This window comes from Pseudomonas moorei, from assembly GCF_042846945.1.
GTDB classification, from domain to species: Bacteria; Pseudomonadota; Gammaproteobacteria; order Pseudomonadales; family Pseudomonadaceae; genus Aquipseudomonas; species Aquipseudomonas moorei.
This window is the reverse complement of the sequence record NZ_AP035776.1, coordinates 2579151-2601968: the sequence shown is the minus strand read 5'-3', so window position 1 is coordinate 2601968 and position 22818 is coordinate 2579151. Positions and strand designations below refer to the sequence as shown.

At 58.0% G+C, this 22818-nt stretch carries 20 protein-coding genes; 2 read left to right on the top strand and 18 right to left on the bottom strand.

From position 1 onward, the window contains the following. Positions 1–54: 54 nt before the first annotated feature. Positions 55–378 (top strand): ferredoxin FdxA, encoded by a 324-nt coding sequence (gene fdxA / locus ACGJAX_RS11995; protein WP_007908827.1) that lies wholly within the window; start codon positions 55–57, stop codon positions 376–378. Positions 379–495: 117 nt separating this feature from the next. Here the strand turns inward: fdxA and ACGJAX_RS11990 are convergent, their stop codons facing one another. The 9 genes from ACGJAX_RS11990 to ACGJAX_RS11950 all read right to left on the bottom strand — a co-directional run bounded on the left by ACGJAX_RS11990 (position 496) and on the right by ACGJAX_RS11950 (position 9662). Continuing rightward, entirely contained in the window at positions 496–1914 is a 1419-nt protein-coding gene (locus ACGJAX_RS11990; RefSeq protein WP_390956034.1) for an IS1182-like element ISPfl3 family transposase, read from the bottom strand. A 531-nt stretch (positions 1915–2445) separates the two neighbouring features. Beyond that, positions 2446–3453 (bottom strand): RNA polymerase sigma factor RpoS, encoded by a 1008-nt coding sequence (gene rpoS / locus ACGJAX_RS11985; protein ID WP_059407844.1) that lies wholly within the window; start codon positions 3451–3453, stop codon positions 2446–2448. A gap of 103 nt (positions 3454–3556) precedes the next feature. Beyond that, positions 3557–4414: a peptidoglycan DD-metalloendopeptidase family protein gene (locus ACGJAX_RS11980; RefSeq protein WP_090316990.1), complete on the bottom strand. Its 858-nt coding sequence runs from the start codon at positions 4412–4414 to the stop codon at positions 3557–3559. A 211-nt stretch (positions 4415–4625) separates the two neighbouring features. Continuing rightward, positions 4626–5261, bottom strand: coding sequence for a protein-L-isoaspartate(D-aspartate) O-methyltransferase (locus tag ACGJAX_RS11975; protein WP_247254909.1), 636 nt, complete (start codon positions 5259–5261; stop codon positions 4626–4628). 41 nt (positions 5262–5302) lie between these two features. Then, the gene (gene surE / locus ACGJAX_RS11970) at positions 5303–6052 is read right to left on the bottom strand and encodes a 5'/3'-nucleotidase SurE (protein ID WP_247254872.1); all 750 of its coding nucleotides are present in this window, start codon (positions 6050–6052) and stop codon (positions 5303–5305) included. Beyond that, entirely contained in the window at positions 6040–7098 is a 1059-nt protein-coding gene (gene truD, locus ACGJAX_RS11965; protein ID WP_090316985.1) for a tRNA pseudouridine(13) synthase TruD, read from the bottom strand. The genes surE and truD overlap by 13 nt, the downstream gene beginning before the upstream one ends. Continuing rightward, positions 7095–7568, bottom strand: a complete 474-nt coding sequence (gene ispF / locus ACGJAX_RS11960; protein ID WP_390959060.1) for a 2-C-methyl-D-erythritol 2,4-cyclodiphosphate synthase — start codon at positions 7566–7568, stop codon at positions 7095–7097. The genes truD and ispF overlap by 4 nt, the downstream gene beginning before the upstream one ends. Positions 7569–7671: 103 nt before the next feature. Then, entirely contained in the window at positions 7672–8541 is an 870-nt protein-coding gene (gene fghA / locus ACGJAX_RS11955; protein WP_390959058.1) for an S-formylglutathione hydrolase, read from the bottom strand. An 8-nt stretch (positions 8542–8549) separates the two neighbouring features. Then, positions 8550–9662: an S-(hydroxymethyl)glutathione dehydrogenase/class III alcohol dehydrogenase gene (locus ACGJAX_RS11950; protein WP_248916830.1), complete on the bottom strand. Its 1113-nt coding sequence runs from the start codon at positions 9660–9662 to the stop codon at positions 8550–8552. Positions 9663–9769: 107 nt separating this feature from the next. Between ACGJAX_RS11950 and ACGJAX_RS11945 the strand changes: the two genes are divergently transcribed. Next, entirely contained in the window at positions 9770–10666 is an 897-nt protein-coding gene (locus ACGJAX_RS11945) for a LysR substrate-binding domain-containing protein (RefSeq protein WP_090316976.1), read from the top strand. 6 nt (positions 10667–10672) lie between these two features. Here ACGJAX_RS11945 and ispD read toward each other — a convergent pair whose 3' ends face one another. The 9 genes from ispD to rnhB form a co-directional block, all read right to left on the bottom strand. Continuing rightward, on the bottom strand, positions 10673–11380 hold the full coding sequence (ispD, locus tag ACGJAX_RS11940) for a 2-C-methyl-D-erythritol 4-phosphate cytidylyltransferase (RefSeq protein WP_247254875.1): 708 nt from the start codon (positions 11378–11380) through the stop codon (positions 10673–10675). Further along, positions 11377–11655: a cell division protein FtsB gene (gene ftsB, locus ACGJAX_RS11935; protein ID WP_047526337.1), complete on the bottom strand. Its 279-nt coding sequence runs from the start codon at positions 11653–11655 to the stop codon at positions 11377–11379. Before ftsB ends, ispD begins: the two co-directional genes overlap by 4 nt. A 171-nt stretch (positions 11656–11826) precedes the next feature. Further along, complete coding sequence (gene eno / locus ACGJAX_RS11930) at positions 11827–13116, bottom strand: phosphopyruvate hydratase (protein WP_090316970.1); 1290 nt, start codon at positions 13114–13116, stop codon at positions 11827–11829. 156 nt (positions 13117–13272) lie between these two features. Next, the gene (gene kdsA, locus ACGJAX_RS11925) at positions 13273–14118 is read right to left on the bottom strand and encodes a 3-deoxy-8-phosphooctulonate synthase (protein WP_090316966.1); all 846 of its coding nucleotides are present in this window, start codon (positions 14116–14118) and stop codon (positions 13273–13275) included. Between the two features lie 5 nt (positions 14119–14123). Further along, positions 14124–15755 (bottom strand): CTP synthase, encoded by a 1632-nt coding sequence (locus ACGJAX_RS11920; RefSeq protein ID WP_090316963.1) that lies wholly within the window; start codon positions 15753–15755, stop codon positions 14124–14126. 274 nt (positions 15756–16029) lie between these two features. After that, positions 16030–17358, bottom strand: a complete 1329-nt coding sequence (tilS, locus tag ACGJAX_RS11915; RefSeq protein ID WP_390959054.1) for a tRNA lysidine(34) synthetase TilS — start codon at positions 17356–17358, stop codon at positions 16030–16032. A 138-nt stretch (positions 17359–17496) separates the two neighbouring features. Beyond that, positions 17497–18444 carry an acetyl-CoA carboxylase carboxyltransferase subunit alpha gene (locus ACGJAX_RS11910; protein ID WP_090316955.1) on the bottom strand — a complete coding sequence of 316 codons (948 nt, stop codon included), beginning with the start codon at positions 18442–18444 and terminating at the stop codon, positions 17497–17499. 139 nt (positions 18445–18583) lie between these two features. Further along, the gene (dnaE, locus tag ACGJAX_RS11905; RefSeq protein ID WP_390959052.1) at positions 18584–22105 is read right to left on the bottom strand and encodes a DNA polymerase III subunit alpha; all 3522 of its coding nucleotides are present in this window, start codon (positions 22103–22105) and stop codon (positions 18584–18586) included. Positions 22106–22182: 77 nt separating this feature from the next. Next, on the bottom strand, positions 22183–22809 hold the full coding sequence (rnhB, locus tag ACGJAX_RS11900) for a ribonuclease HII (RefSeq protein ID WP_096513158.1): 627 nt from the start codon (positions 22807–22809) through the stop codon (positions 22183–22185). Positions 22810–22818 lie beyond the last annotated feature (9 nt).

Sequence of the window (22818 nt, the reverse complement as noted above, 5' to 3'; positions counted from 1 at the left end):
GGCGACCCCAACGTGAAGGGGCTCCGCTGCCGCCGCCTGAGGAGAAAATTAGAAATGACCTTCGTCGTCACCGACAACTGCATCAAGTGCAAGTACACCGACTGCGTAGAAGTGTGTCCGGTGGACTGCTTTTACGAAGGCCCGAATTTCCTGGTGATTCACCCGGATGAGTGCATCGACTGCGCACTGTGCGAACCCGAATGCCCTGCCGTGGCCATCTTCTCCGAAGATGAAGTCCCGGAAGAGATGCAGGAATTCATTCAGCTCAACGTTGAGCTGGCTGAAATCTGGCCTAACATCACCGAGAAGAAAGAATCGTTGCCCGATGCCGAAGAGTGGGATGGCGTCAAAGGCAAGATCAAAGATCTCGAACGCTGATTACCCCCGCGTTTACGAAAAGGCCCCTTGTCAGACTGTGTGAAAACACACTGACAGACCTTAGACCAAACGCCCCGACTTGTTCGGGGCGTTTGTTTTTGTGCTGAAAAAGGCTCTTCAGCCCATTAGTTGCATCATTTTCTTGGCTCCCAGGACACTGATCGCCCGCTTGAAATTGTACGCGGTCACGGCCAGGGCCATTTCAGCTTTCGTCCCTTCAAGTTGTCGTAGCAAGAACCGCCCGTTCCCAAATAGCCATTGTTTGAGATTGCCAAACGGGTGCTCCACGATGGATCTGCGTCGCTCCATCATCTCTGGATGCAGTTGCATCCGCTGTGCCATACGCTCAAAGGCTTCCTCTTGTGCGTGACGTGAGACATAGCGGCGCTGAGCCGTTGTACATTGGGCTTTCAGCGCACATCCAGTGCAGTCGCTGACTGCCGCCTGGTAGATCCGGTCGCCTTTGTAACGCTGCTTCAGGGTTAGCCATTGACCTGCCGGGCACTGGTATCGATCCTGTTCAGCGTCATAGGTAAAGTCCTGGCGCTCGAATAATGTCTCTCCGCCTGGGTTCGAAGTTCGGTTTGGCGGCACGTACACGGTAATGGAGGCCTCCTCGCACGCCTGGAATTGCTGGCCATTTGAGTAGCCCATATCGGCTGTCACGGTCAGCGTGTCCTGCCCCAGTTCGGCCTTGGCAGCTTTAGCTATGGGTTCAAGCTGTTTGCGGTCGTCACCATCTTGCGTCACCTCATGGTGCAAAATCAGACAGTGCTCTGCGTCCACGGCTGTTTGCACGTTATAGGCAACACGCGCCCCCTTTGGCGTGCGCATCATTCGGGCATCGCTTTCGTGCGTGTTGAATTGCTCCAGCCCCATCGACTTCATCAAAGCTTGGCAACTACGGTTGTCTTGCTGCTTGGCCTCAAGCTTCGCCAGTGCCGCCTTGATCGCAGTGCGATCGACCACTTGCTCGCCCTCTGCTTTATCAGCGGCATCCAGGTCAGCCAGGTATTGGGCAATCCGCTTATCCAGCTTCTCCTCCTGACGCTTGAGCTGATTCAAATTCAGGTGGCGTCGCGAGGAAGCGACAGCCTGAAACTTACTGCCGTCGATCGCAACCAGATCACCCGCAATCAAGCCGACGGATCGGCAGAACTGCACAAAAGCTCGGCACGTCGTAACGAAAGCTACTTTGTTGTTCTTGCGAAAGTCGGCGATGGTCTTGAAGTCGGGTTTAAGCCGGTTGATCAACCACATCACTTCGATGTTGCGTTGGCACTCAGCTTCTAGGCGCCGCGACGAGCGAATGCGCTGAAAATAGCCATAGAGATAGAGCTTGAGCTGATCGGCGGGGTCGTAAGCAGGGCGCCCAGTGGCCTTGGGCTGAGCTTTCTCAAAACCGAGCTGGCCCAGATCGAGCTTGGCGACATACAGGTCGATGACCCGTACGAGGTGATCTTCAGGGATCAGTTCCTCCAGCGAGACCGGGAACAGGCTGGTCTGGCTACGGGACTCTCCTTGTATGTAGGCCATAACGAAAAATGCTCCGTATCTTTCGATACGGAGCATTCTCTTAAAGGGCCGGACAGATTGCTAGGTTTTCACACAGTCTGTTGTGGGCCTTTTTGCTTTTCCATGGGCGAAAAAAAAGGGGCGGTTTGACCCGCCCACATTTTTTCCTTATTCCCTTTGTTCCTTTTCATCGTCCTGATGAATCGCTTCCTGCGATGTCCCTTCCCTTCGTCCTTGAAGGGCGTGTCTGTCCGTCGACACAGCCCGAATACTAGAGCGTTCAGCGGTAAGAGCAATCGGGCTCCGGGGCTGGCCCGGCTTGTCATATATCGTAAATCTTAAGTTTTTTACCTACGTTTCAATGGGATAGATCTTCTCTGTCAGATGTATAACCGACGACTGCCCTGGAAAAATAACGAACACTTACGAAAGAGTAAGCAATGACTTACAACGCAAGACTACGAACCAGAGGTCATGCCCGGGGATGCAGTCGTTTTATCTCCAACAACAAAAAGCCCCGAACCAGTCGGGGCTTTTTTAGCTACGAGACAGTTACTGGAACAGCGACTCGCTGGACAGGCCGTTTTTCTCCAGAATCTCCCGAAGACGCTTCAGGCCTTCAACCTGAATCTGTCTGACTCGTTCCCGAGTCAGGCCAATCTCAAGGCCTACGTCTTCAAGGGTGCTGCTTTCGTGGCCGCGCAGACCGAAACGCCGCACCACCACTTCGCGCTGCTTGTCGGTCAACTCTGAAAGCCACTGATCGATGCTCTGGGACAGGTCGTCATCCTGCAACAGTTCGCATGGATCGGTTGGGCGATCGTCAGTAAGGGTATCCAGCAGGGTTTTATCCGAATCCGGACCCAGCGAGACGTCGACCGAAGAAACCCGCTCGTTCAGGCCCAGCATGCGCTTGACCTCACCTACCGGTTTTTCCAGCAGGTTGGCTATTTCTTCGGGTGAGGGTTCATGGTCGAGTTTTTGCGTCAGCTCCCGTGCGGCCCGCAGGTACACGTTGAGCTCTTTGACCACATGAATCGGCAACCGGATGGTCCGGGTCTGATTCATGATTGCGCGTTCGATGGTTTGACGAATCCACCAGGTTGCGTAGGTCGAGAAGCGGAAGCCGCGTTCAGGGTCAAATTTCTCTACCGCGCGGATCAACCCCAGGTTGCCCTCCTCGATCAGATCCAGCAACGACAAACCGCGATTGACGTAACGCCGGGCAATTTTCACTACCAGCCGCAAGTTACTTTCGATCATGCGTTTGCGTCCGGCCGGATCGCCACTTTGCGACAGGCGCGCAAAATGAACTTCTTCTTCGGGGGACAATAATGGGGAAAAACCGATTTCATTGAGATACAGCTGCGTGGCATCGAGTGCACGCGTGTAATCAATGTATTTGTGCTGCTTTAACGACGCGGAGTGTTTGGATTTGGCACGAACGGAAGGTGGAGCCGCCCCTTCATCATTCGACATCGAATCCGTACCGATGCCGGTCTCCATAAGGAGAACCTCATCGTCGATGTCAAACTCCGGCACTTCTTTACTGAGAGCCATTGTTATAGTCCTTTGGTGAGTTCGACCTCAAGCTCAAGCGGCGCCTTTATCCTTGGCAACGCTGGAGCCTGTCCCCTCTACGATGGAACAGGCTGGTAAGCGATCAACGACGTGGCAGGAATTGCAGCGGATCTACAGGTTTACCTTGCCGGCGAATCTCAAAATGCAGTTTCACCCGGTCCGTACCCGTTGACCCCATTTCGGCAATTGTCTGTCCGACCTTGACCTGCTGCCCCTCCCGAACCAACAGCCTGCGGTTGTGTCCGTAGGCACTGACGTAGGTTTCGCTGTGTTTGATGATCACTAATTCGCCGTAGCCCCTTAAGCCACTCCCGGCGTATACGACAGTCCCATCAGACGCAGCTAAAACAGGCTGTCCCAAATCCCCGGCGATATCAATTCCTTTATTCAAACTACCGTTTGAAGAGAATTTTCCAATTAAAATGCCATTAGATGGCCATCCCCAGCCGGTCGGGGCCGGGCCCGGGGGAGGCAATGGTTCGGGAGCCGGCTTGTTGGCGACGGACGGTACCACCGTCGGCGCAGTGGTGGTCGAACCGTTTACCGGACGACGGATCACCGTGGTTTTAATCGAGGACGATGGCGTTGAATTTGACGAACTGACTGTCGTTGTCGACGTTGAATCGCTGCGTCCGTCGAAGCGAATCGTCTGACCCGGATGGATCGTATAAGGCGCAGGAATGTTGTTGCGCGCCGCCAGGGCCTTGTAGTCCCAGCCATAGCGAAAGGCAATGGAAAACAGGGTGTCTTTGGGGCGAACGACGTACTGCCCCGTCGTCACGGCCGGACGCTGGGCCACGGCATTGTTGCGATCGACCACGCGTACATCGCTGGATTTGTTGCTGGAACATCCGACCAGCAAGGTGCTCAAGACAAGGCCAGTCACCAGGCGCTGAAAGCTCGTTATACCCATACGCTGCGCAATGACTGTGAGACTCACCCGCCGCTCCCTTTATGGTGGCTGAAAATGTGATTTGCCGTGTTTAGGCATGAAGTGTCGCAAGTATAACGGGCCGGGCACGCTTTACCTTTAATGAAGCGAAATGGCTTCGCGCACACGTTTGCTGCCCGATAAAACAACCTGTTTAACTGATCGACGCCGCTATAAGACAAAGGCAATCGAGGAGAATTCAGCGGGCCGAAACAAATGCTCAGGCCAGTGGCCCGTTGAGCAACGGAACGAAGCGCACCGCCTCCAGAACGCGCCTGGAAAAGCCGTGTTCTTCTCGAATGATCAGCAGCAACTGCTGAACCTCTCCCGACCCCACCGGGATCACCATACGCCCGCCGGGTGCCAGTTGATCGAGGAGCGCCTGCGGGACATCGGTCGCCACCGCTGTCACGATAATGCCATTGTACGGCGCCAGCGCCGGCCAGCCTTCCCAGCCATCGCCCCAACGAAACACCACATTGCGCAGGTTCAATTCAACCAGGCGTTCCTTGGCGCGATCCTGAAGGACTTTGATGCGCTCGACGGAAAACACTCGTTCGACCAGCTGCGACAAAACAGCCGTCTGATAACCCGACCCCGTTCCGATTTCCAGCACTTTGTCCAATGGGCCGGCTTCCAGTAGCAGCTCGCTCATGCGCGCCACCATATAAGGCTGGGAAATGGTCTGGTTATGCCCGATCGGCAGCGCCGTATCTTCGTAGGCGCGGTGCGCCAGCGCTTCGTCGACGAACAAGTGACGAGGTGTGCGGCGGATGACTTCCAGCACCTTGGCGTTCGACAACCCTTCCTCGTACAAACGCTGGATAAGGCGCTCACGGGTCCGTTGCGACGTCATCCCGATGCCGCGACGCAGCATATCGTCGTGCTCACGAGACATTAGCGCAGCCCCTCCAGCCAGCCATCGAGACTTCTGAAGGCGTCATTGAAGGTACGATCCAGTTGCAATGGGGTAATGGACACATAGCCCTGCATGACCGCATGAAAATCAGTGCCCGGACCGCCGTCCTCGGCATCCCCGGCAGCCGCGATCCAGTATCCGGCCTTGCCTCGCGGGTCGACCACCTGCGTCGGCGCCGCCGCACGGGCGCGATGGCCGAGACGGGTCAACTGGATACCGCGGATGTGGGCCAGCGGCAAATTCGGAATGTTCACGTTCAATACCGTACGCGGAGGAAGTTCAAGTTCAGCATGAGCTTCGACCAGTTTGCGCGCAAAGTACGCTGCCGTTGGAAGGTTCTCGACTTGTCGTGAGACCAACGAAAAGGCGAACGAAGGGCGTGCCAGGAAACGCCCTTCGAGCGCGGCCGCCACGGTTCCGGAATACAGGACATCGTCCCCCAGGTTGGCGCCCAGGTTGATCCCGGACACCACCATATCCGCTTCACGCTCCAGCAAGCCATTGAGGCCCAGGTGCACGCAATCGGTCGGCGTGCCATTCACGCTGATAAAGCCATTGGTCAGCGTCTGCGGGTGCAACGGACGGTCGAGCGTCAATGAGCTGCTGGCGCCGCTTTTGTCCTGGTCCGGGGCGATAACCACGCACTCGGTGTAATCCGCCAGCGCAGCATAAAGCGCGGCGAGACCGGGTGCGGTTACCCCATCGTCGTTTGAAATCAGAATACGCATGGGCTGTCCGTTTGCCCCACCGGCACCAGATCAACGAGTTCGCGCACCAATACAGTGGCGAAGCATCCGGCCGGCAGGACGAATTCCAGTTGCAGAATGTCAGGCTCGGGATAATGCCACGTCAACCCGGCTATGGGCAGTCGCAGGATGCGACGTTCGTGGCTCATTCCGGCGTTAATCAACCAATCGCGAAGGTCGGCTTCGCGGGCGGCGATTGCCTGCTCCAGTTCATGGACAGCGCCCGCGGTCGGCGAGTCACCTTCGCCCCACTGCGGGCCGGTCGGATGCAGATCGAGAATCGCCAGACGCGGGTCGCTGCACTCGGCCTCACCGGCCGGAAAGAAGCTGCGGCTATCGGTGAATGCCAGCAAATCACCCACTTGGGCGCGCTGCCAGGTGCCATCGGCGACACGGGCGGCCAACACCTGGTTGAACAGAAAACTACGGGCTGTGGAGAGCAGGCGCGACCTGACGTTGCGTTGCTCTGGCAAGGCCTTGCGCGCAGCCCAGGCGCGGGCATCGACCACATTGCCGCCATCGTGCCCGAAGCGCTGGGCGCCGAAATAGTTGGGGATGCCTTGTTGGGCGATCAACTGCAGGCGCTCTTCAATGGCCGCCTTGTCGCCGGCGAACTGCGTCAGGCGCAAAGTAAAGCCATTGGCCGAGTGGGCGCCGCGTTGCAGCTTGCGTTTGTGCCGACTGGTCTTGAGGATTTTCAGCGTGTCGTTTTCTGCCGCCGACAGATCCGGATCGGCCTTGCCCGGCAACTGCACGCTGAACCACTGTCGTGTCAGCGCCTGGCGATCCTTGAGCCCGGCATAGCTGACGGTGCGCAATGGCACGCCAGCGGCCTTGGCAATGCGCCGCGCTGCTTCTTCCGTATTCAGGCCGCGTTTTTCCACCCAGATCCACAGGTGTTCGCCATCACCGCTCAAAGGGATATCAAGGACTTCGTCGACCTGAAAATCTTCCGCGATGGCTTTCAAGACTGCGGTGCCGAGGGCTTCACCATAGGCCCGCGGGCCGAGCAATTGCAGTTCGTTCATGCGCGCAGCAACAAGGCAACGGAATGTACCGCAATGCCTTCTTCGCGACCGACAAAGCCAAGCTTTTCGGTAGTGGTAGCCTTGACGTTCACTTGATCCAACTCAACTTGAAGATCCGCGGCAATCAGCGCGCGCATCGATTCGATATGCGGGGCCATTTTCGGCGCCTGGGCGACGATGGTGTTATCGACGTTGCCGATCTTCCAGCCCTTGGCGTGAATCAGTGCGACGACATGACGCAACAGCCCACGGCTGTCGGCGCCCTTGAATTGCGGGTCGGTGTCCGGGAAATGCTTGCCGATGTCACCCAGCGCAGCCGCGCCGAGCAAGGCATCGCTCAAGGCGTGGAGCAGGACGTCACCGTCGGAATGGGCGAGCAGCCCGAAGCCGTGTGCAATGCGCACGCCGCCCAAAGTGATGAAATCGCCTTCAGCGAAACGGTGCACATCATAGCCGTGGCCAATACGCATAAAAAAACGCCCCGATTTTTGTCAGGGCAAGATTCTACCTGCTATTGAGCGGCTAGTGTCCTGTCTCACAAGTACGTTCCTCTTTTGACGACAACAGACGCCGTCAAAAAGGAACAGTACTTGCGAGACGGGGCACTAAAGCATGCGCGTGATGCCGCAAGTGATCATCGATGAAACTGGCGATGAAGAAATAGCTGTGGTCATAGCCGGGCTGCAAGCGCAACGTCAGCGGATGACCGGCCAGTTTGGCGACCTGTTGCAAGGCTTCGGGCTTAAGCTGAGTGGCCAGGAAATCATCGCGATCACCCTGATCGACCAACAGCGGCAACTTCTCGTCAGCCTCGGCAATCAATGCGCAGGCATCCCACTCGCGCCACTTGGAACGGTCTTCCCCGAGGTATCGGGAAAAAGCCTTCTGCCCCCAAGGGCAGTCCATCGGATTGTTGATCGGCGAAAACGCCGACACCGAGAGATAACGCCCCGGGTTGCGCAAGGCGCAGACCAACGCACCGTGTCCGCCCATGGAGTGACCGCTGATGCCGCGCTTGTCCGACGCAGGGAAATGAGCCTCAACCAAGGCAGGCAATTCCTGCACGACGTAGTCATGCATCCGATAGTGACGCGACCAGGGTTCCTGCGTGGCATTCAGATAAAAACCTGCGCCGAGACCGAAGTCCCAGGCGCCTTCCGGATCGCCCGCCACCTCCGGACCACGAGGGCTGGTGTCCGGTGCAACGATGATCAATCCCAGCTCGGCAGCCATGCGCATCGCGCCGGCCTTCTGCATGAAGTTCTCGTCGGTGCAGGTCAGGCCGGACAGCCAGTACAGCACCGGCAGTTGACCGCCCTGCTCCGCCTGCGGCGGCAGGTACACGGCAAACACCATGTCGCAGCCGAGCACGTCTGAGCGATGCCGGTAACGCTTGTGCCAGCCGCCGAAGCTTTTCTGGCAGGAAATATTTTCCAGGCTCATGGCTGACCTCAGAAATGGATGACGGTGCGGATGCTTTTTCCTTCATGCATCAGGTCGAAAGCCTTGTTTATATCTTCCAGGCCCATGGTGTGGGTGATGAAGGTGTCCAACGGGATTTCCCCGGTTTCGGCCATTTCCACGTAGCTTGGCAACTCGGTACGGCCGCGCACGCCACCGAACGCCGAACCGCGCCAGACGCGACCGGTGACCAACTGGAACGGACGGGTGGAGATTTCCTGACCGGCACCGGCCACACCGATGATGACCGACTCGCCCCATCCCTTGTGGCAGCACTCCAGTGCGGCACGCATCAATTGGACATTGCCGATGCATTCGAAGGAGAAGTCGACGCCACCATCGGTCATGTCGACGATGACTTCCTGAATCGGACGGTCGAAGTCTTTCGGGTTCACGCAGTCGGTTGCACCCAACTGTTTGGCGATTTCAAATTTGGCCGGGTTGATATCGATGGCAATGATACGGCCGGCCTTGGCTTTGACTGCACCGATGACAGCCGACAGACCGATACCGCCAAGGCCGAAAATGGCCACGGTATCACCGGGTTTCACCTTGGCAGTGTTGAGGACTGCGCCGATGCCGGTGGTGACACCACAACCCAACAGGCAGACTTTTTCCAGGGGTGCTTCTTTAGCGATCTTGGCCACGGAGATTTCCGGCAACACGGTGTACTCGGAAAAAGTCGAAGTGCCCATGTAGTGGAAAATCGTTTCACCCTTGTAGGAAAAACGCGAAGTGCCATCCGGCATCAGACCTTTGCCCTGAGTTGCGCGAATTGCCTGGCAAAGGTTGGTTTTGCCCGACAGACAGAATTTGCACTGACGGCATTCAGGGGTGTACAGCGGGATCACATGGTCGCCGACGGCCACAGAGGTCACGCCCTCGCCAATGGCTTCGACAATCGCACCACCTTCGTGACCGAGAATCGACGGAAAGATACCTTCCGGGTCGGCACCGGACAGGGTGTAGGCATCGGTATGGCAAACACCGGAAGCCACCACGCGCAGCAACACTTCACCGGCCTTGGGCATGGCGACATCGACTTCAACAATCTCCAGAGGTTTCTTGGCCTCGAAGGCAACGGCGGCGCGCGACTTGATCATGGTGATTCTCCAGTGAATAAAAACGAGACAGGGAGTGTATTACAGCGCCTTACGGTGAATAATCCGGACAAAAGCAAAACATTATTGCTACACAGGGATAATCCAGGATGTCCGAAAATCGCTGGGAAGGTATCGACGAATTTGTCGCGGTCGCCGAATGCAGTCAGTTCACCGCTGCCGCCGAACGCCTGGGGGTTTCTTCCTCCCACATCAGTCGACAAATCGTACGACTGGAAGAACGCCTGCAAACCCGCTTGCTCTATCGCAGTACGCGCCGGGTCGCGCTGACCGAAGCCGGGCAAACTTTTTTGCAACATTGCCAGCGTTTGCAGGACGGTCGCGAGGAGGCGTTGCGCGCGGTCGGCGACTTGACCAGCGAGCCCAAGGGCATGTTGCGCATGACCTGCGCCGTAGCCTACGGCGAACGCTTTATCGTGCCACTGGTCACGCGTTTCATGGGGCTCTATCCGCAGTTGCGGATCGACATTGAACTGAGCAATCGCCAGCTCGATCTGGTGCATGAGGGCCTGGACCTGGCCATCCGCCTGGGTCGCTTGCAGGACTCGCGACTGGTCGCCACCCGCCTCGCGCCACGGCGCATGTTTCTTTGCGCGTCGCCTTCCTACCTGGAACGTTATGGTCGCCCACACAGTTTGTCGGAATTGAGCCGTCATAACTGCCTGATCGGCAGCTCCGATCTCTGGCAACTGGAACAGAACGGGCGGGAATTTTCCCAGCGCGTCCAGGGAAACTGGCGCTGTAACAGTGGGCAAGCGGTGCTGGATGCGGCGCTACAGGGCGTAGGGTTATGCCAGCTGCCGGATTATTACGTGCTGGAGCATTTGAAAAGCGGTGCGTTGATTTCGCTATTGGAGGCGCATCAGCCGCCGAACACTGCGGTGTGGGCGCTTTATCCACAGCAACGGCATCTGTCGCCCAAGGTGCGCAAACTGGTCGATTATCTGAAGGAAGGATTGGCCGAAAGACCCGAATATCGGGGTTAGGATCGACTAGCCTCGGTTAGCCCAACGTTGACGCAACCACTCCAAATCTTCAGGGCGAGTGACCTTGAGATTATCGGCGCGCCCTTCGATCAGGCGCGGCGCCATCCCCGCCCACTCCATGGCCGAAGCTTCGTCGGTAATGACGGCGTCGGCCACCAGGCTGTCCGCCAGCGCGCGATGCAATGCGCCAAGACGGAACATCTGCGGCGTATAGGCTTGCCAGATCACGCTGCGATCCACGGTTTCCACCACACGCCCCTGCTTATCGACCCGTTTCAAGGTATCCCGTGCCGGCACCGCCAGCAGTCCACCCACCGGATCCTCCGCCAGGTCGCCCAGCAACTTGTCCAGATCATCGCGACTCAGATTGGGCCGGGCAGCATCGTGCACCAACACCCAATCCTCATCGTCCGCACCTAACGCATGCAAGTGCAGCAACGCATTGAGTACCGATCCGGAACGCTCGGCACCGCCGTCAACGCGTTGAATGCGCCGATCGGAAGCACACGCCAGGTTCGGCCAGTAAGGATCATCAACAGCAAGACTGACCACCAACCCCTTGAGGGCCGGGTGATCAAGGAAACAGCCGAGGCTGTGTTCGAGAATAGTGCGCCCGCCCAATTGCAGGTATTGCTTGGGACGGTCTGCGGCCATACGGGCACCGACGCCCGCGGCAGGAATCACGGCCCAGAAGGCCGGTAGAGACACGTTCATTGCGCCAGCTGGTAAAGGGTTTCACCGTCCTTGACCATGCCCAGCTCATGGCGAGCCCGCTCTTCAACAGTCTCCATGCCCTTTTTCAACTCGCTGACTTCAGCGTCCATCACCCGATTGCGCTCCAGCAACGACTCGTTCTCAGCGTGCTGATCCGCGATCTGCTGAGTCAGTTCGGCCACTTGCGCCAGACTGCCATTGCCCACCCACAGGCGGTACTGCAGGCCAGCCAGCAGCAGGAGCAAAACGAGGAACAACCAATTGGGACTGCGCATCGAATATCAGGTATCCAGTGAAAAAAGACAGCCATACCAAAACATGAAGCTACTGATAGCACGAAGCCTGGATGAACCAGGCTTGTGCTTATAAGGCATCAGATTAGTGGTAAAAACGTCGCCGCAGCGATTTTTCCGACACAATCCGGTGTCTTTTTTACTATGTACTGGTTAGCCGCGGAATTCGCTGCGGCCGTTGTACTTGGCTTTGCCGTTCAACTGCTCTTCGATACGCAGCAGTTGGTTGTACTTGGAAACGCGATCGGAGCGGCACAGGGAGCCGGTCTTGATCTGGCCAGCCGAGGTGCCCACAGCCAGGTCGGCAATGGTCGAGTCTTCGGTTTCGCCGGAGCGGTGCGAGATCACGGCGGTGTAACCAGCGGCCTTGGCCATCTGGATGGCTTCCAGGGTTTCGGTCAGGGTGCCGATCTGGTTGAACTTGATCAGGATCGAGTTGGCGATCTTTTTGTCGATGCCTTCTTTCAGGATCTTGGTGTTGGTCACGAACAGGTCGTCGCCTACCAGCTGGGTCTTCTCGCCGATCTTGTCGGTGAGGATTTTCCAGCCAGCCCAGTCGGACTCGTCCAGACCGTCTTCGATGGAAATGATTGGGTAACGCTCGGTCAGACCTTTCAGGTAATCAGCAAAACCTTCAGCGGTGAAGACTTGGCCTTCGCCCGACAGGTTGTATTTACCGTCTTCGTAGAATTCGCTGGCCGCGCAGTCCAGAGCCAGGGTCACGTCGGTGCCCAGCTTGTAACCGGCATTGGCCACGGCTTCGGAGATCACTTTCAAAGCGTCTTCGTTGGAGGCCAGGTTCGGCGCGAAACCACCTTCGTCACCGACGGCAGTGCTCAGGCCACGGGCCTTCAGCACGGCTTTGAGGTGATGGAAAATCTCGGTGCCCATGCGCAGACCTTCCGAGAAAGTCTTGGCGCCTACTGGCTGAACCATGAATTCCTGGATATCGACGTTGTTGTCGGCGTGCTCGCCACCGTTGATGATGTTCATCATCGGAACCGGCATCGAGTAAACACCCGGGGTGCCGTTCAGGTTGGCAATGTGAGCGTACAGCGGCAGATCCTGGTCCTGTGCAGCTGCCTTGGCCGCAGCCAGGGAAACGGCGAGGATCGCGTTGGCGCCCAGGGTTGCCTTGTTTTCAGTACCGTCGAGCTTGATCATCGCCAGATCCAGCGCTTTCTGGTCGCTTGGGTCTGTACCTTTCAACAGGTCGCGGATCGGACCATTGATGTTGGCAACGGCCTTCAGTACGCCCTTGCCCAGGTAACGGCTTTTGTCGCCATCACGCAGCTCGAGCGCTTCACGCGAGCCAGTGGAAGCACCGGACGGCGCGCAGGCGCTGCCGATGATGCCGTTGTCGAGAAGCACGTCCGCTTCCACGGTGGGATTGCCACGGGAGTCGAGAACTTCACGACCTTTGATGTCGACGATTTTAGCCATTGTTGTAAACACTCCAAAGTTGACGAAAACGACGCAGCTGTAGGAAATCTTTTATCGTCGGCAAGTGATGTGCAGCGGGCAGACTTGCGGACGACAAGGCCCAGACCCGAGGGCCTGAGCGTTAAATCGTGCGGTACTTTACCGGAGAAATGAGGATTACGCGGTTTCTACCGTCGGAAAACTCTTCACCAGTTCGTCCAGGGCTTTTAGCTGGGCCAGGAATGGCTCCAGTTTGTCCAGACGCAAGGCGCAAGGGCCGTCGCACTTGGCGTTGTCCGGGTCCGGGTGGGCTTCCAGGAACAGGCCAGCCAGGGACTGACTCATGCCTGCCTTGGCCAGATCGGTGACCTGGGCGCGACGACCACCGGCGGAATCGGAGCGACCGCCAGGCATTTGCAGGGCGTGGGTCACATCGAAGAACACCGGGTATTCGAACTGCTTCATGATGCCGAAGCCGAGCATGTCGACGACCAGGTTGTTGTAGCCAAAACTCGAACCGCGCTCGCAGAGGATCAACTGATCATTACCGGCCTCCACGCACTTGTTCAGGATGTGTTTCATTTCCTGAGGTGCGAGGAATTGAGCCTTCTTGATATTGATCACGGCCCCCGTCTTGGCCATCGCGACCACCAGGTCGGTCTGGCGCGACAGGAAGGCCGGCAGCTGAATGATGTCGCAGACCTCAGCAACGACCGCGGCCTGCTCCGGCTCATGGACGTCGGTGATGATCGGCACACCAAAGGCTTGCTTGATGTCCTGGAAGATCCGCATGCCCTCTTCCAGGCCGGGGCCACGGTAAGAGGTCACGGAGGAGCGGTTAGCCTTGTCGAAACTGGCCTTGAACACGTAAGGGATACCGAGCTTCTCGGTAACCTTCACGTATTCTTCGCAGACCTGCATTGCCATGTCGCGGCTTTCCAGCACGTTCATGCCACCGAACAGCACCATTGGCTTGTCGTTGGCAATCTCGATATCGCCTACACGGATGATCTTCTGCGCCATAAGGTTCAAGCCTTCTTCTGGTGTTGAGCCAAAGCGGCTTTGACGAAACCACTGAACAACGGGTGACCGTCGCGAGGTGTCGAGGTGAACTCAGGGTGGAACTGGCAAGCAACGAACCATGGGTGATCCGGTGCTTCAACCACCTCAACCAGCGCGCCATCACCGGAACGACCGGAGATTTTCAGGCCGGCTTCGATGATTTGCGGCAGCAGGTTGTTGTTCACTTCGTAGCGATGACGGTGACGTTCGACAATCACGTCCTTGCCGTAGCAATCGTGAACCAGGGAACCCGGCTCCAGCAGGCAGTCCTGCGCACCGAGGCGCATGGTGCCGCCCAGATCGGACGCTTCGGTACGGATTTCGACGGCACCTGTGGCATCTTCCCACTCGGTGATCAGGCCCACGACCGGGTGACCGCTGGCGCGATCAAACTCGGTGGAGTTGGCGTCTTTCCAGCCCATGACGTTACGAGCGAACTCGATCACGGCCACCTGCATGCCCAGGCAGATACCCAGGTATGGCACCTTGTTTTCGCGAGCGTATTGAACGGCAGTGATCTTGCCTTCCACGCCACGCAGACCAAAGCCACCCGGGACCAGGATTGCATCAACGCCTTCGAGCAGCGCGGTGCCCTGGTTTTCGATGTCTTCGGAATCGATGTAGCGCAGGTTGACCTTGGTACGGTTGCTGATGCCGGCATGACTCATCGCTTCGATCAGCGACTTGTAGGCGTCCAGCAGCTCCATGTACTTGCCGACCATGGCGATGGTGACTTCGTGCTCCGGGTTCAGCTTGGCGTCGACCACAGCTTCCCACTCAGACAGATCGGCACCGCCACATTGCAGGCCGAAACGCTCGACGACGAAATCGTCCAGACCCTGGGAATGCAGAATGCCCGGGATCTTGTAGATGGTGTCGGCGTCTTCCAGCGCGATCACTGCACGTTCTTCAACGTTGGTGAATTGCGCGATCTTGCGACGCGAAGACACATCGATCGGATGATCGGAACGGCAAACCAGCACGTCAGGTTGCAGGCCGATGGAGCGCAGCTCCTTGACCGAGTGCTGGGTTGGCTTGGTTTTGGTTTCGCCGGCAGTGGCGATGTACGGCACCAGCGTCAGGTGCATCAGCATCGCGCGCTTGGCGCCGACTTCGAAACGCAACTGGCGGATGGCTTCGAGGAACGGTTGGGATTCGATGTCACCCACGGTGCCACCGATCTCGACCATCGCCACGTCGGCGTCGCCGGCGCCCTTGATGATACGGCGCTTGATTTCGTCGGTGATGTGCGGGATGACCTGGATGGTTGCGCCCAGGTAGTCACCACGACGCTCTTTGCGCAGCACATGCTCATAGACACGGCCGGTGGTGAAGTTGTTGTTCTGGGTCATGGTCGTGCGGATGAACCGCTCGTAGTGGCCCAGGTCCAGGTCGGTCTCGGCGCCGTCGTGGGTGACGAACACTTCTCCGTGCTGGAACGGGCTCATGGTGCCCGGGTCGACGTTGATGTACGGGTCCAGCTTCAGCATGGTGACCTTAAGTCCCCGCGCCTCCAGGATGGCCGCCAATGATGCCGATGCAATGCCTTTCCCCAATGAAGAAACAACACCGCCCGTGACGAATATGTAGCGCGTCATGAAAAACCCTAGAAGTCTGCGTTAAAGCGGTCCGAGCCGCCGGGGAAAGCGAAGGAAGGCCGAAGCCCCCGATCACCTGCATTAATCACAGTGCACCTTTCAAAAAAACCGCCGCGTTGGGACAGACCGGAAGATGAAACACCGGTACGTTGCTCGCTACACATTTTTTGGAATCGCCCAGCAAAGACTGCTTGGTAATCGGCAACTCCTGCAATTCAGGCGAATCCACAGAAGTTGTATCAAGAAGGGAGCGTAGTCTACCGGAAAGCCCCTTTCAGCTCAAACCTTGATCTTCGCTCGGCGGTTGCCAGCACAATTTCCAGCCATCTGCCGTACTGCCATCCAGCCCCGGAAGGTTCGCCACCGCCAGCAATTGCTGACCTTTGTACAGCAGCGGCAATCTGCCGCGGACGAACAACGGTACAGCGCTTTCGTTGAGCAAACGCTTCAAGTCGCGATGACCCCGACCTGGCAAATCCATCACCTCGCCCCCTTCACGATAGCGGATCTGCAAAGGACCATCGGGCATTTGCCCGGTGAGGGCAAGCACACCATTGTCGGGTAGGACCCGTGGCAGCACAGGGTCGGGCCACGCGCCAACAGCAGGAGGCGGACGCAACCAGGTGCCGGATAACCACCAGACTCGCCCCCCGGCGCGATGCAACTCACCCTCCGCCAAGCGCCAGAGGGGCCGCGCATCGCCAGTGGCATCGCGCAAATCCTCCCAACCCGACCAATGGTCGCTGTCCGGGAGGTTTGTCAGGGGCTCGAGCCAGTGACTCAACGCGTTGCGTTGGCGCGCGTCGGAGAGTTTTTCCAACGGTGCCAATTCCAGCGACGGCAATCCCAGCCAGTCGAAATCACCGGGTGTGCTGGCCTGGCTCAAGTCGATTTGTGCCAACTCGCCGAGCAATCCTTGCGCTTCGCCCATATGCCCAGCGCTGCGGGCCATACTCGCGATTGCCTGCGGCCAGCGCGCGGTCAATACCGGCAACACCTGATGACGCAGATAATTGCGCGAGAAGTGTTGATCCAGGTTAGAAGGGTCCTCGATCCAGCTCAATTGATGCTCGGCCGCGTAGGCTTCCAGATCGGTGCGAGTCGCATCCAGCAAGGGCCGCAACAGATAGCCCTTGCCCAGCCGACGCTGGCGAGGCATCCCCGACAGACCTCGCACCCCGGCCCCCCGCAACAATCGGAACAGCAGCGTTTCCGCCTGGTCGTCACGATGCTGTCCAGTCAACAAAACTTCATTGGCCCGGGTGACCTCGACGAACACACCATAACGGGCATCCCGGGCCGCACGCTCGAGGCTGGCGCCAGGCTGAACCTGCACCCGACTCACGTGCAATGGCACTTGCAGTGCGTCACACACCGACCGGCAATGATCCGGCCAGGCATCAGCCACAGGCTGAAGACCGTGATGGACATGAATGGCACTCAATGGCGGCACGGATTCGGTTTTCGCGAGTTTTGCGAGAAGGTGCAGCAGGACGGTGGAGTCGAGACCACCGGAGAACGCGATGTGCCAGGCTTTGGCGTTGCGCCAGGGCGCGAGATTCAGGAGAAGTCTGGTGGGCAGATCAATATTTGACTGACTCATAACCTTCATTCACTTAAATCAAATGTGGGAGCGAGCTTGCTCGCGATAGCGGTATAACAGACAACGAATTGGTTGAATGTTAAGACCCCATCGCGAGCAAGCTCGCTCCCACATGGTAAAGCGAACAGCGAGGTCAGGTCAGAGACCGTAGCTCATCAGACGCTCGTAACGACGATCCAGCAACGCCTTGTGATCGAGCTTCTTCAGCATCGCCAGTTGCGAGCTCAGTTCGGCACGGATATTGGCAGCGGCCGCCGCTGGATCACGGTGCGCACCGCCCAAAGGCTCGCTGATCACTTTGTCCACGATGCCCAGGCCTTTGAGGCGCTCGGCGGTAATGCCCATGGCTTCAGCGGCGTCCGGTGCCTTCTCGGCGGTTTTCCACAGGATCGAAGCGCAACCTTCCGGCGAGATCACCGCGTAGGTCGAGTACTGCAGCATGTTCAACTGATCGCAAACACCGATCGCCAAAGCGCCACCGGAACCACCCTCACCGATCACGGTGGCGATGATTGGGGTTTTCAGGCGAGCCATGACACGCAGGTTCCAGGCAATGGCTTCGCTCTGGTTGCGCTCTTCGGCGTCGATGCCAGGGTAAGCGCCCGGCGTATCGATGAAGGTCAGAATCGGCATCTTGAAGCGTTCGGCCATTTCCATCAGGCGGCAGGCCTTGCGGTAGCCTTCCGGACGCGGCATGCCGAAGTTGCGGCGAACCTTTTCGCGCACTTCACGGCCTTTCTGGTGACCGATCACCATCACTGGCTGGTCATCCAGACGAGCGATACCGCCTACGATGGCGGCGTCGTCGGAGAAGTGGCGGTCGCCGTGCAACTCATCGAACTCGGTGAAGATATGTTCGATGTAGTCCAGGGTGTATGGGCGACGCGGGTGACGCGCCAGACGCGCGATCTGCCAGCTGGTCAGCTTGCCGAAGATGTCTTCGGTCAGGGTGCTGCTTTTATCCTGCAGGCGGGAGATCTCATCGCCGATATTCAGCGAATTGTCATTACCGACCAAGCGCAACTCTTCGATCTTGGCTTGCAGGTCGGCGATCGGCTGTTCGAAATCTAGAAAATTCGGGTTCATAGGCGTCCGTCTTGGGTCGACGTCCAAGAGAGCTTGGGCCGGCCGGTTGTCTATTCGCGCCCTACCTTAAGGGACAGGCGCGTTCAGGTCGAGATTAAAAATTCAGGTCAAGGTCAGGGCGATCCAACAGCCCTGACCGTCAACGGTATTGGAGGAAGACGTTGTCTCGCCCGAACTGGTCACGCAGGGCTTGAATCAACGCATCCGCCGGATCGATTCGCCAGCCTTCGCCGAACTGCAGCAAGGCTTTCGCATCGGGACTGGTGTAGTCCATGGTGATCGGGCACGCACCGCGGTGACGCTTGAGCAACTCACCCAGCCAGCGTAGCTGATCACCTTTCAAATCTTTCGCGTTCAACTTCAGGCGCAGGCTCTCAGCCAGGTTGGTACGCGCATCTTCCATGCTCATTACCCGCTTGACCCGCAACCGCAGGCCGCCTGAGAAGTCATCGTTGCTGACTTCGCCTTCAACTACCACCATTGCATCGGTCTGCAACAGTGATTGCGCGGAATGGAACGCATCGGCAAACAGCGACGCCTCGATCCGCCCGGAACGGTCATCAAGGGTAATGAACCCCATCTTGTCGCCCTTTTTGTTCTTCATTACCCGCAGGGCGATGATCATGCCGGCGACCGTCTGGGTATCGCGCGCAGGCTTGAGATCAATGATGCGCTGACGGGCGAAACGGCGTATTTCACCTTCGTATTCGTCAATCGGGTGACCGGTCAGGTACAGGCCCAGGGTGTCTTTTTCCCCTTTCAACCGCTCCTTGAGGGTCAGTTCCTTGGCTCTGCGATGATTGGCGTAGACATCGGCATCTTCTTCGACGAACAAACCGCCAAACAGGTCGGCATGGCCGCTGTCGTGGGTTCGGGCAGTCTGCTCGGCAGCCTTGATCGCCTCTTCCATGGCCGTCAGCAGGACGGCACGATTGCGGTCGATATTGGCTTGATAGGCCTTCGGCTCGTCGTGGAAATACGGGCCAAGACGATCCAGCGCACCGCTGCGGATCAAGCCGTCGAGAGTGCGCTTGTTGATGCGCTTGAGGTCGACCCGGGCACAGAAATCGAACAGATCCTTGAACGGACCGTCCAGGCGCGCTTCGGTGATCGCTTCGACCGGCCCCTCGCCCACGCCCTTGATCGCGCCCAGGCCGTAAATGATCCGGCCTTCGTCGTTCACCGTGAACTTGAACTCCGAGGTGTTCACATCCGGTGCATCCAGGCGCAACTTCATCGTGCGCACTTCTTCTATCAAGGTCACGACCTTGTCGGTGTTGTGCATATCCGCCGAAAGCACCGCCGCCATGAATGGCGCCGGGTAGTGCGCCTTGAGCCATGCCGTCTGGTACGAGACCAGACCATAAGCGGCGGAGTGGGATTTGTTGAAGCCGTAGCCGGCGAACTTTTCCACCAGGTCGAAGATGTTACCGGCCAGGTCAGCATCGATATTGTTGGTGGCGCAACCTTCAATGAAACCGCCACGCTGCTTGGCCATTTCTTCGGGCTTTTTCTTACCCATCGCCCGACGCAGCATGTCCGCACCGCCAAGGGTGTAGCCGGCCATGACCTGGGCAATCTGCATCACCTGTTCCTGATACAGGATGATGCCGTAGGTTGGCGCCAATACGGGTTTGAGGCCTTCGTACTGGTAATCCGAGTGCGGGTACGCCAGTTCGGCGCGACCGTGTTTACGGTTGATGAAGTCATCCACCATGCCCGATTGCAGCGGGCCGGGACGGAACAGCGCCACCAGTGCGATCAAGTCTTCCAGGCAGTCGGGCTTGAGCTTCTTGATCAGCTCTTTCATGCCGCGGGATTCGAGCTGGAACACCGCCGTGGTTTCGGCTTTTTGCAGCAGCGTGTAGGTCGGCTTGTCGTCCAGCGGGATAAACGCGATATCCAGTGGCGGCTCGTTGACCTTGGCGCGGTCGCGATTGATGGTTTTCAGCGCCCAGTCGATGATCGTCAGGGTCCGCAGGCCGAGGAAGTCGAACTTCACCAGACCGGCGGCTTCAACGTCGTCCTTGTCGAACTGGGTCACCAGGCCATCGCCTGCTTCGTCGCAATAGATCGGCGAGAAGTCGGTCAGTTTGGTAGGCGCGATCACCACGCCACCGGCGTGCTTGCCGACGTTACGCACCACACCTTCAAGCTTGCGGGCCATCTCCCAGATTTCCGCGGCTTCTTCATCGACCTTGATGAAGTCACGCAGGATCTCTTCCTGTTCGTAGGCCTTTTCCAGGGTCATGCCGACTTCGAACGGAATCATCTTCGACAGACGATCCGCCAGGCCATAAGACTTGCCCTGCACCCGCGCCACGTCACGGACCACGGCTTTTGCGGCCATGGAACCGAAGGTGATGATCTGGCTTACCGCGTTGCGGCCGTACTTTTCGGCCACGTAGTCGATCACCCGGTCACGACCATCCATGCAGAAGTCGACGTCGAAGTCGGGCATGGAGACCCGTTCCGGGTTAAGGAAACGTTCGAACAGCAGGTCATATTCCAGCGGGTCGAGGTCGGTGATCTTCTGTACATAGGCCACCAGCGACCCGGCACCCGATCCACGGCCAGGCCCCACCGGCACGCCGTTGTTCTTGGCCCACTGGATAAAGTCCATCACGATCAGGAAGTAACCCGGGAATCCCATCTGGATGATGATATCCAGCTCGAAATTCAGCCGGTCGACATAGACCTGGCGCTTGGCCTCATAGTCTTCAGTGGTGTCCTTGGGCAGCAGAACCGCAAGCCGCTCCTCAAGACCTTCGAAGGAAACCTTGCGGAAATATTCGTCGATGGTCATGCCATCGGGAATCGGGAAGTTGGGCAGGAAGTGCGTGCCCAGCTTGACTTCGATGTTGCAGCGCTTGGCGATCTCGACCGTGTTTTCCAGCGCTTCGGGAATATCGCTGAACAGCTCGGCCATTTCCTCGGCGCTTTTGAGGTACTGCTGATCGCTGTAATTCTTCGAACGCCGCGGATCGTCGAGGGCACGGCCCTCGCCGATGCAAACGCGGGTTTCGTGGGCCGCGAAGTCTTCCTGCTTGATGAAGCGCACATCGTTGGTCGCCACCAGCGGCGCACCGATTTTCTCGGCCAGCGCCACGGCGCCGTGCAGTTGCTCTTCGTCGTTGGGGCGGTTGGTGCGCTGGATTTCCAGATAGAAGCGGTCCGGGAACACTGCCATCCACTCCCGCGCCAAGGCTTCGGCTTCGTCCGGGTTGCCACTGAGCATCGCCTGGCCGATTTCACCCTCTTTCGCTGCCGACAGCATGATCAAGCCTGCACTGGCTTCAGCAACCCACTCGCGCTCGATGATGATCGAACCGTTACGCTGGCCGTCGATAAAGCCCCGTGAAATCAGCTCGGTAAGATTGCGATAACCTTCGGCGTTCATCACCAACAGGCTGATCCGGCTCAGCGGGTTGTCCGGATCCTTGTTCGACAGCCACAGGTCGGCGCCGCAGATCGGCTTGATCCCGGCACCCATGGCGGCTTTATAGAATTTGACCAGGGAACACATGTTGTTCTGATCGGTGACCGCAACGGCAGGCATGTTCATGCCTACCAGGGTCTTGACCAGCGGCTTGATCCGCACCAGACCGTCGACCAGGGAATATTCAGTGTGCAGGCGTAGATGAACGAATGAAGCCGGCATAGTGATCCTGCGTATATTCATGAAAACAACAAGGCCCGGATTGTACCGGGCCTTGGCAAAAAAAATCAGCCTTGCTGCTAACTCTCGATCAGGCTTTCCCGCGCTTCATAAGCCAGACGCACAGGTGCAAACGAACGTCGGTGGATAGGCGTCGGCCCAAGGCGTGCGAGCGCTTCCAGATGAACTGGCGTCGGGTAGCCTTTATGGCCGCCGATACCATAACCAGGGTAAATCAGCTCGAAAGCCGCCATTTCCCGATCACGACTGACCTTGGCCAGAATCGAAGCCGCTGCAATGGCCGGTACCTTGCCATCCCCCTGCACCACCGCTTCGGCGCGCATCGGCAATTTCGGACAGCGATTCCCGTCGATCATCGCCAGTTTCGGCTGGATATGCAGCCCTGCTACTGCGCGCTGCATGGCCAGCATGGTGGCATGCAGGATGTTCAGCTCGTCGATCTCTTCGACTTCCGCGCGGGCGATACACCAGCTCAGGGCTTTCTCGCAGATTTCATCGTAGAGTTTTTCGCGGCGAGCTTCGGTGAGTTTCTTGGAGTCATTCAAACCGAGAATCGGACGGTTCGGATCAAGGATTACCGCAGCCGTCACCACGGCGCCGCAGAGCGGACCGCGACCAACTTCGTCGACACCGGCAACCAAATCTTCCACTTCAGCGACCAAGGTGAAATCCAGCCCCATCTGCATGCTTGCTTT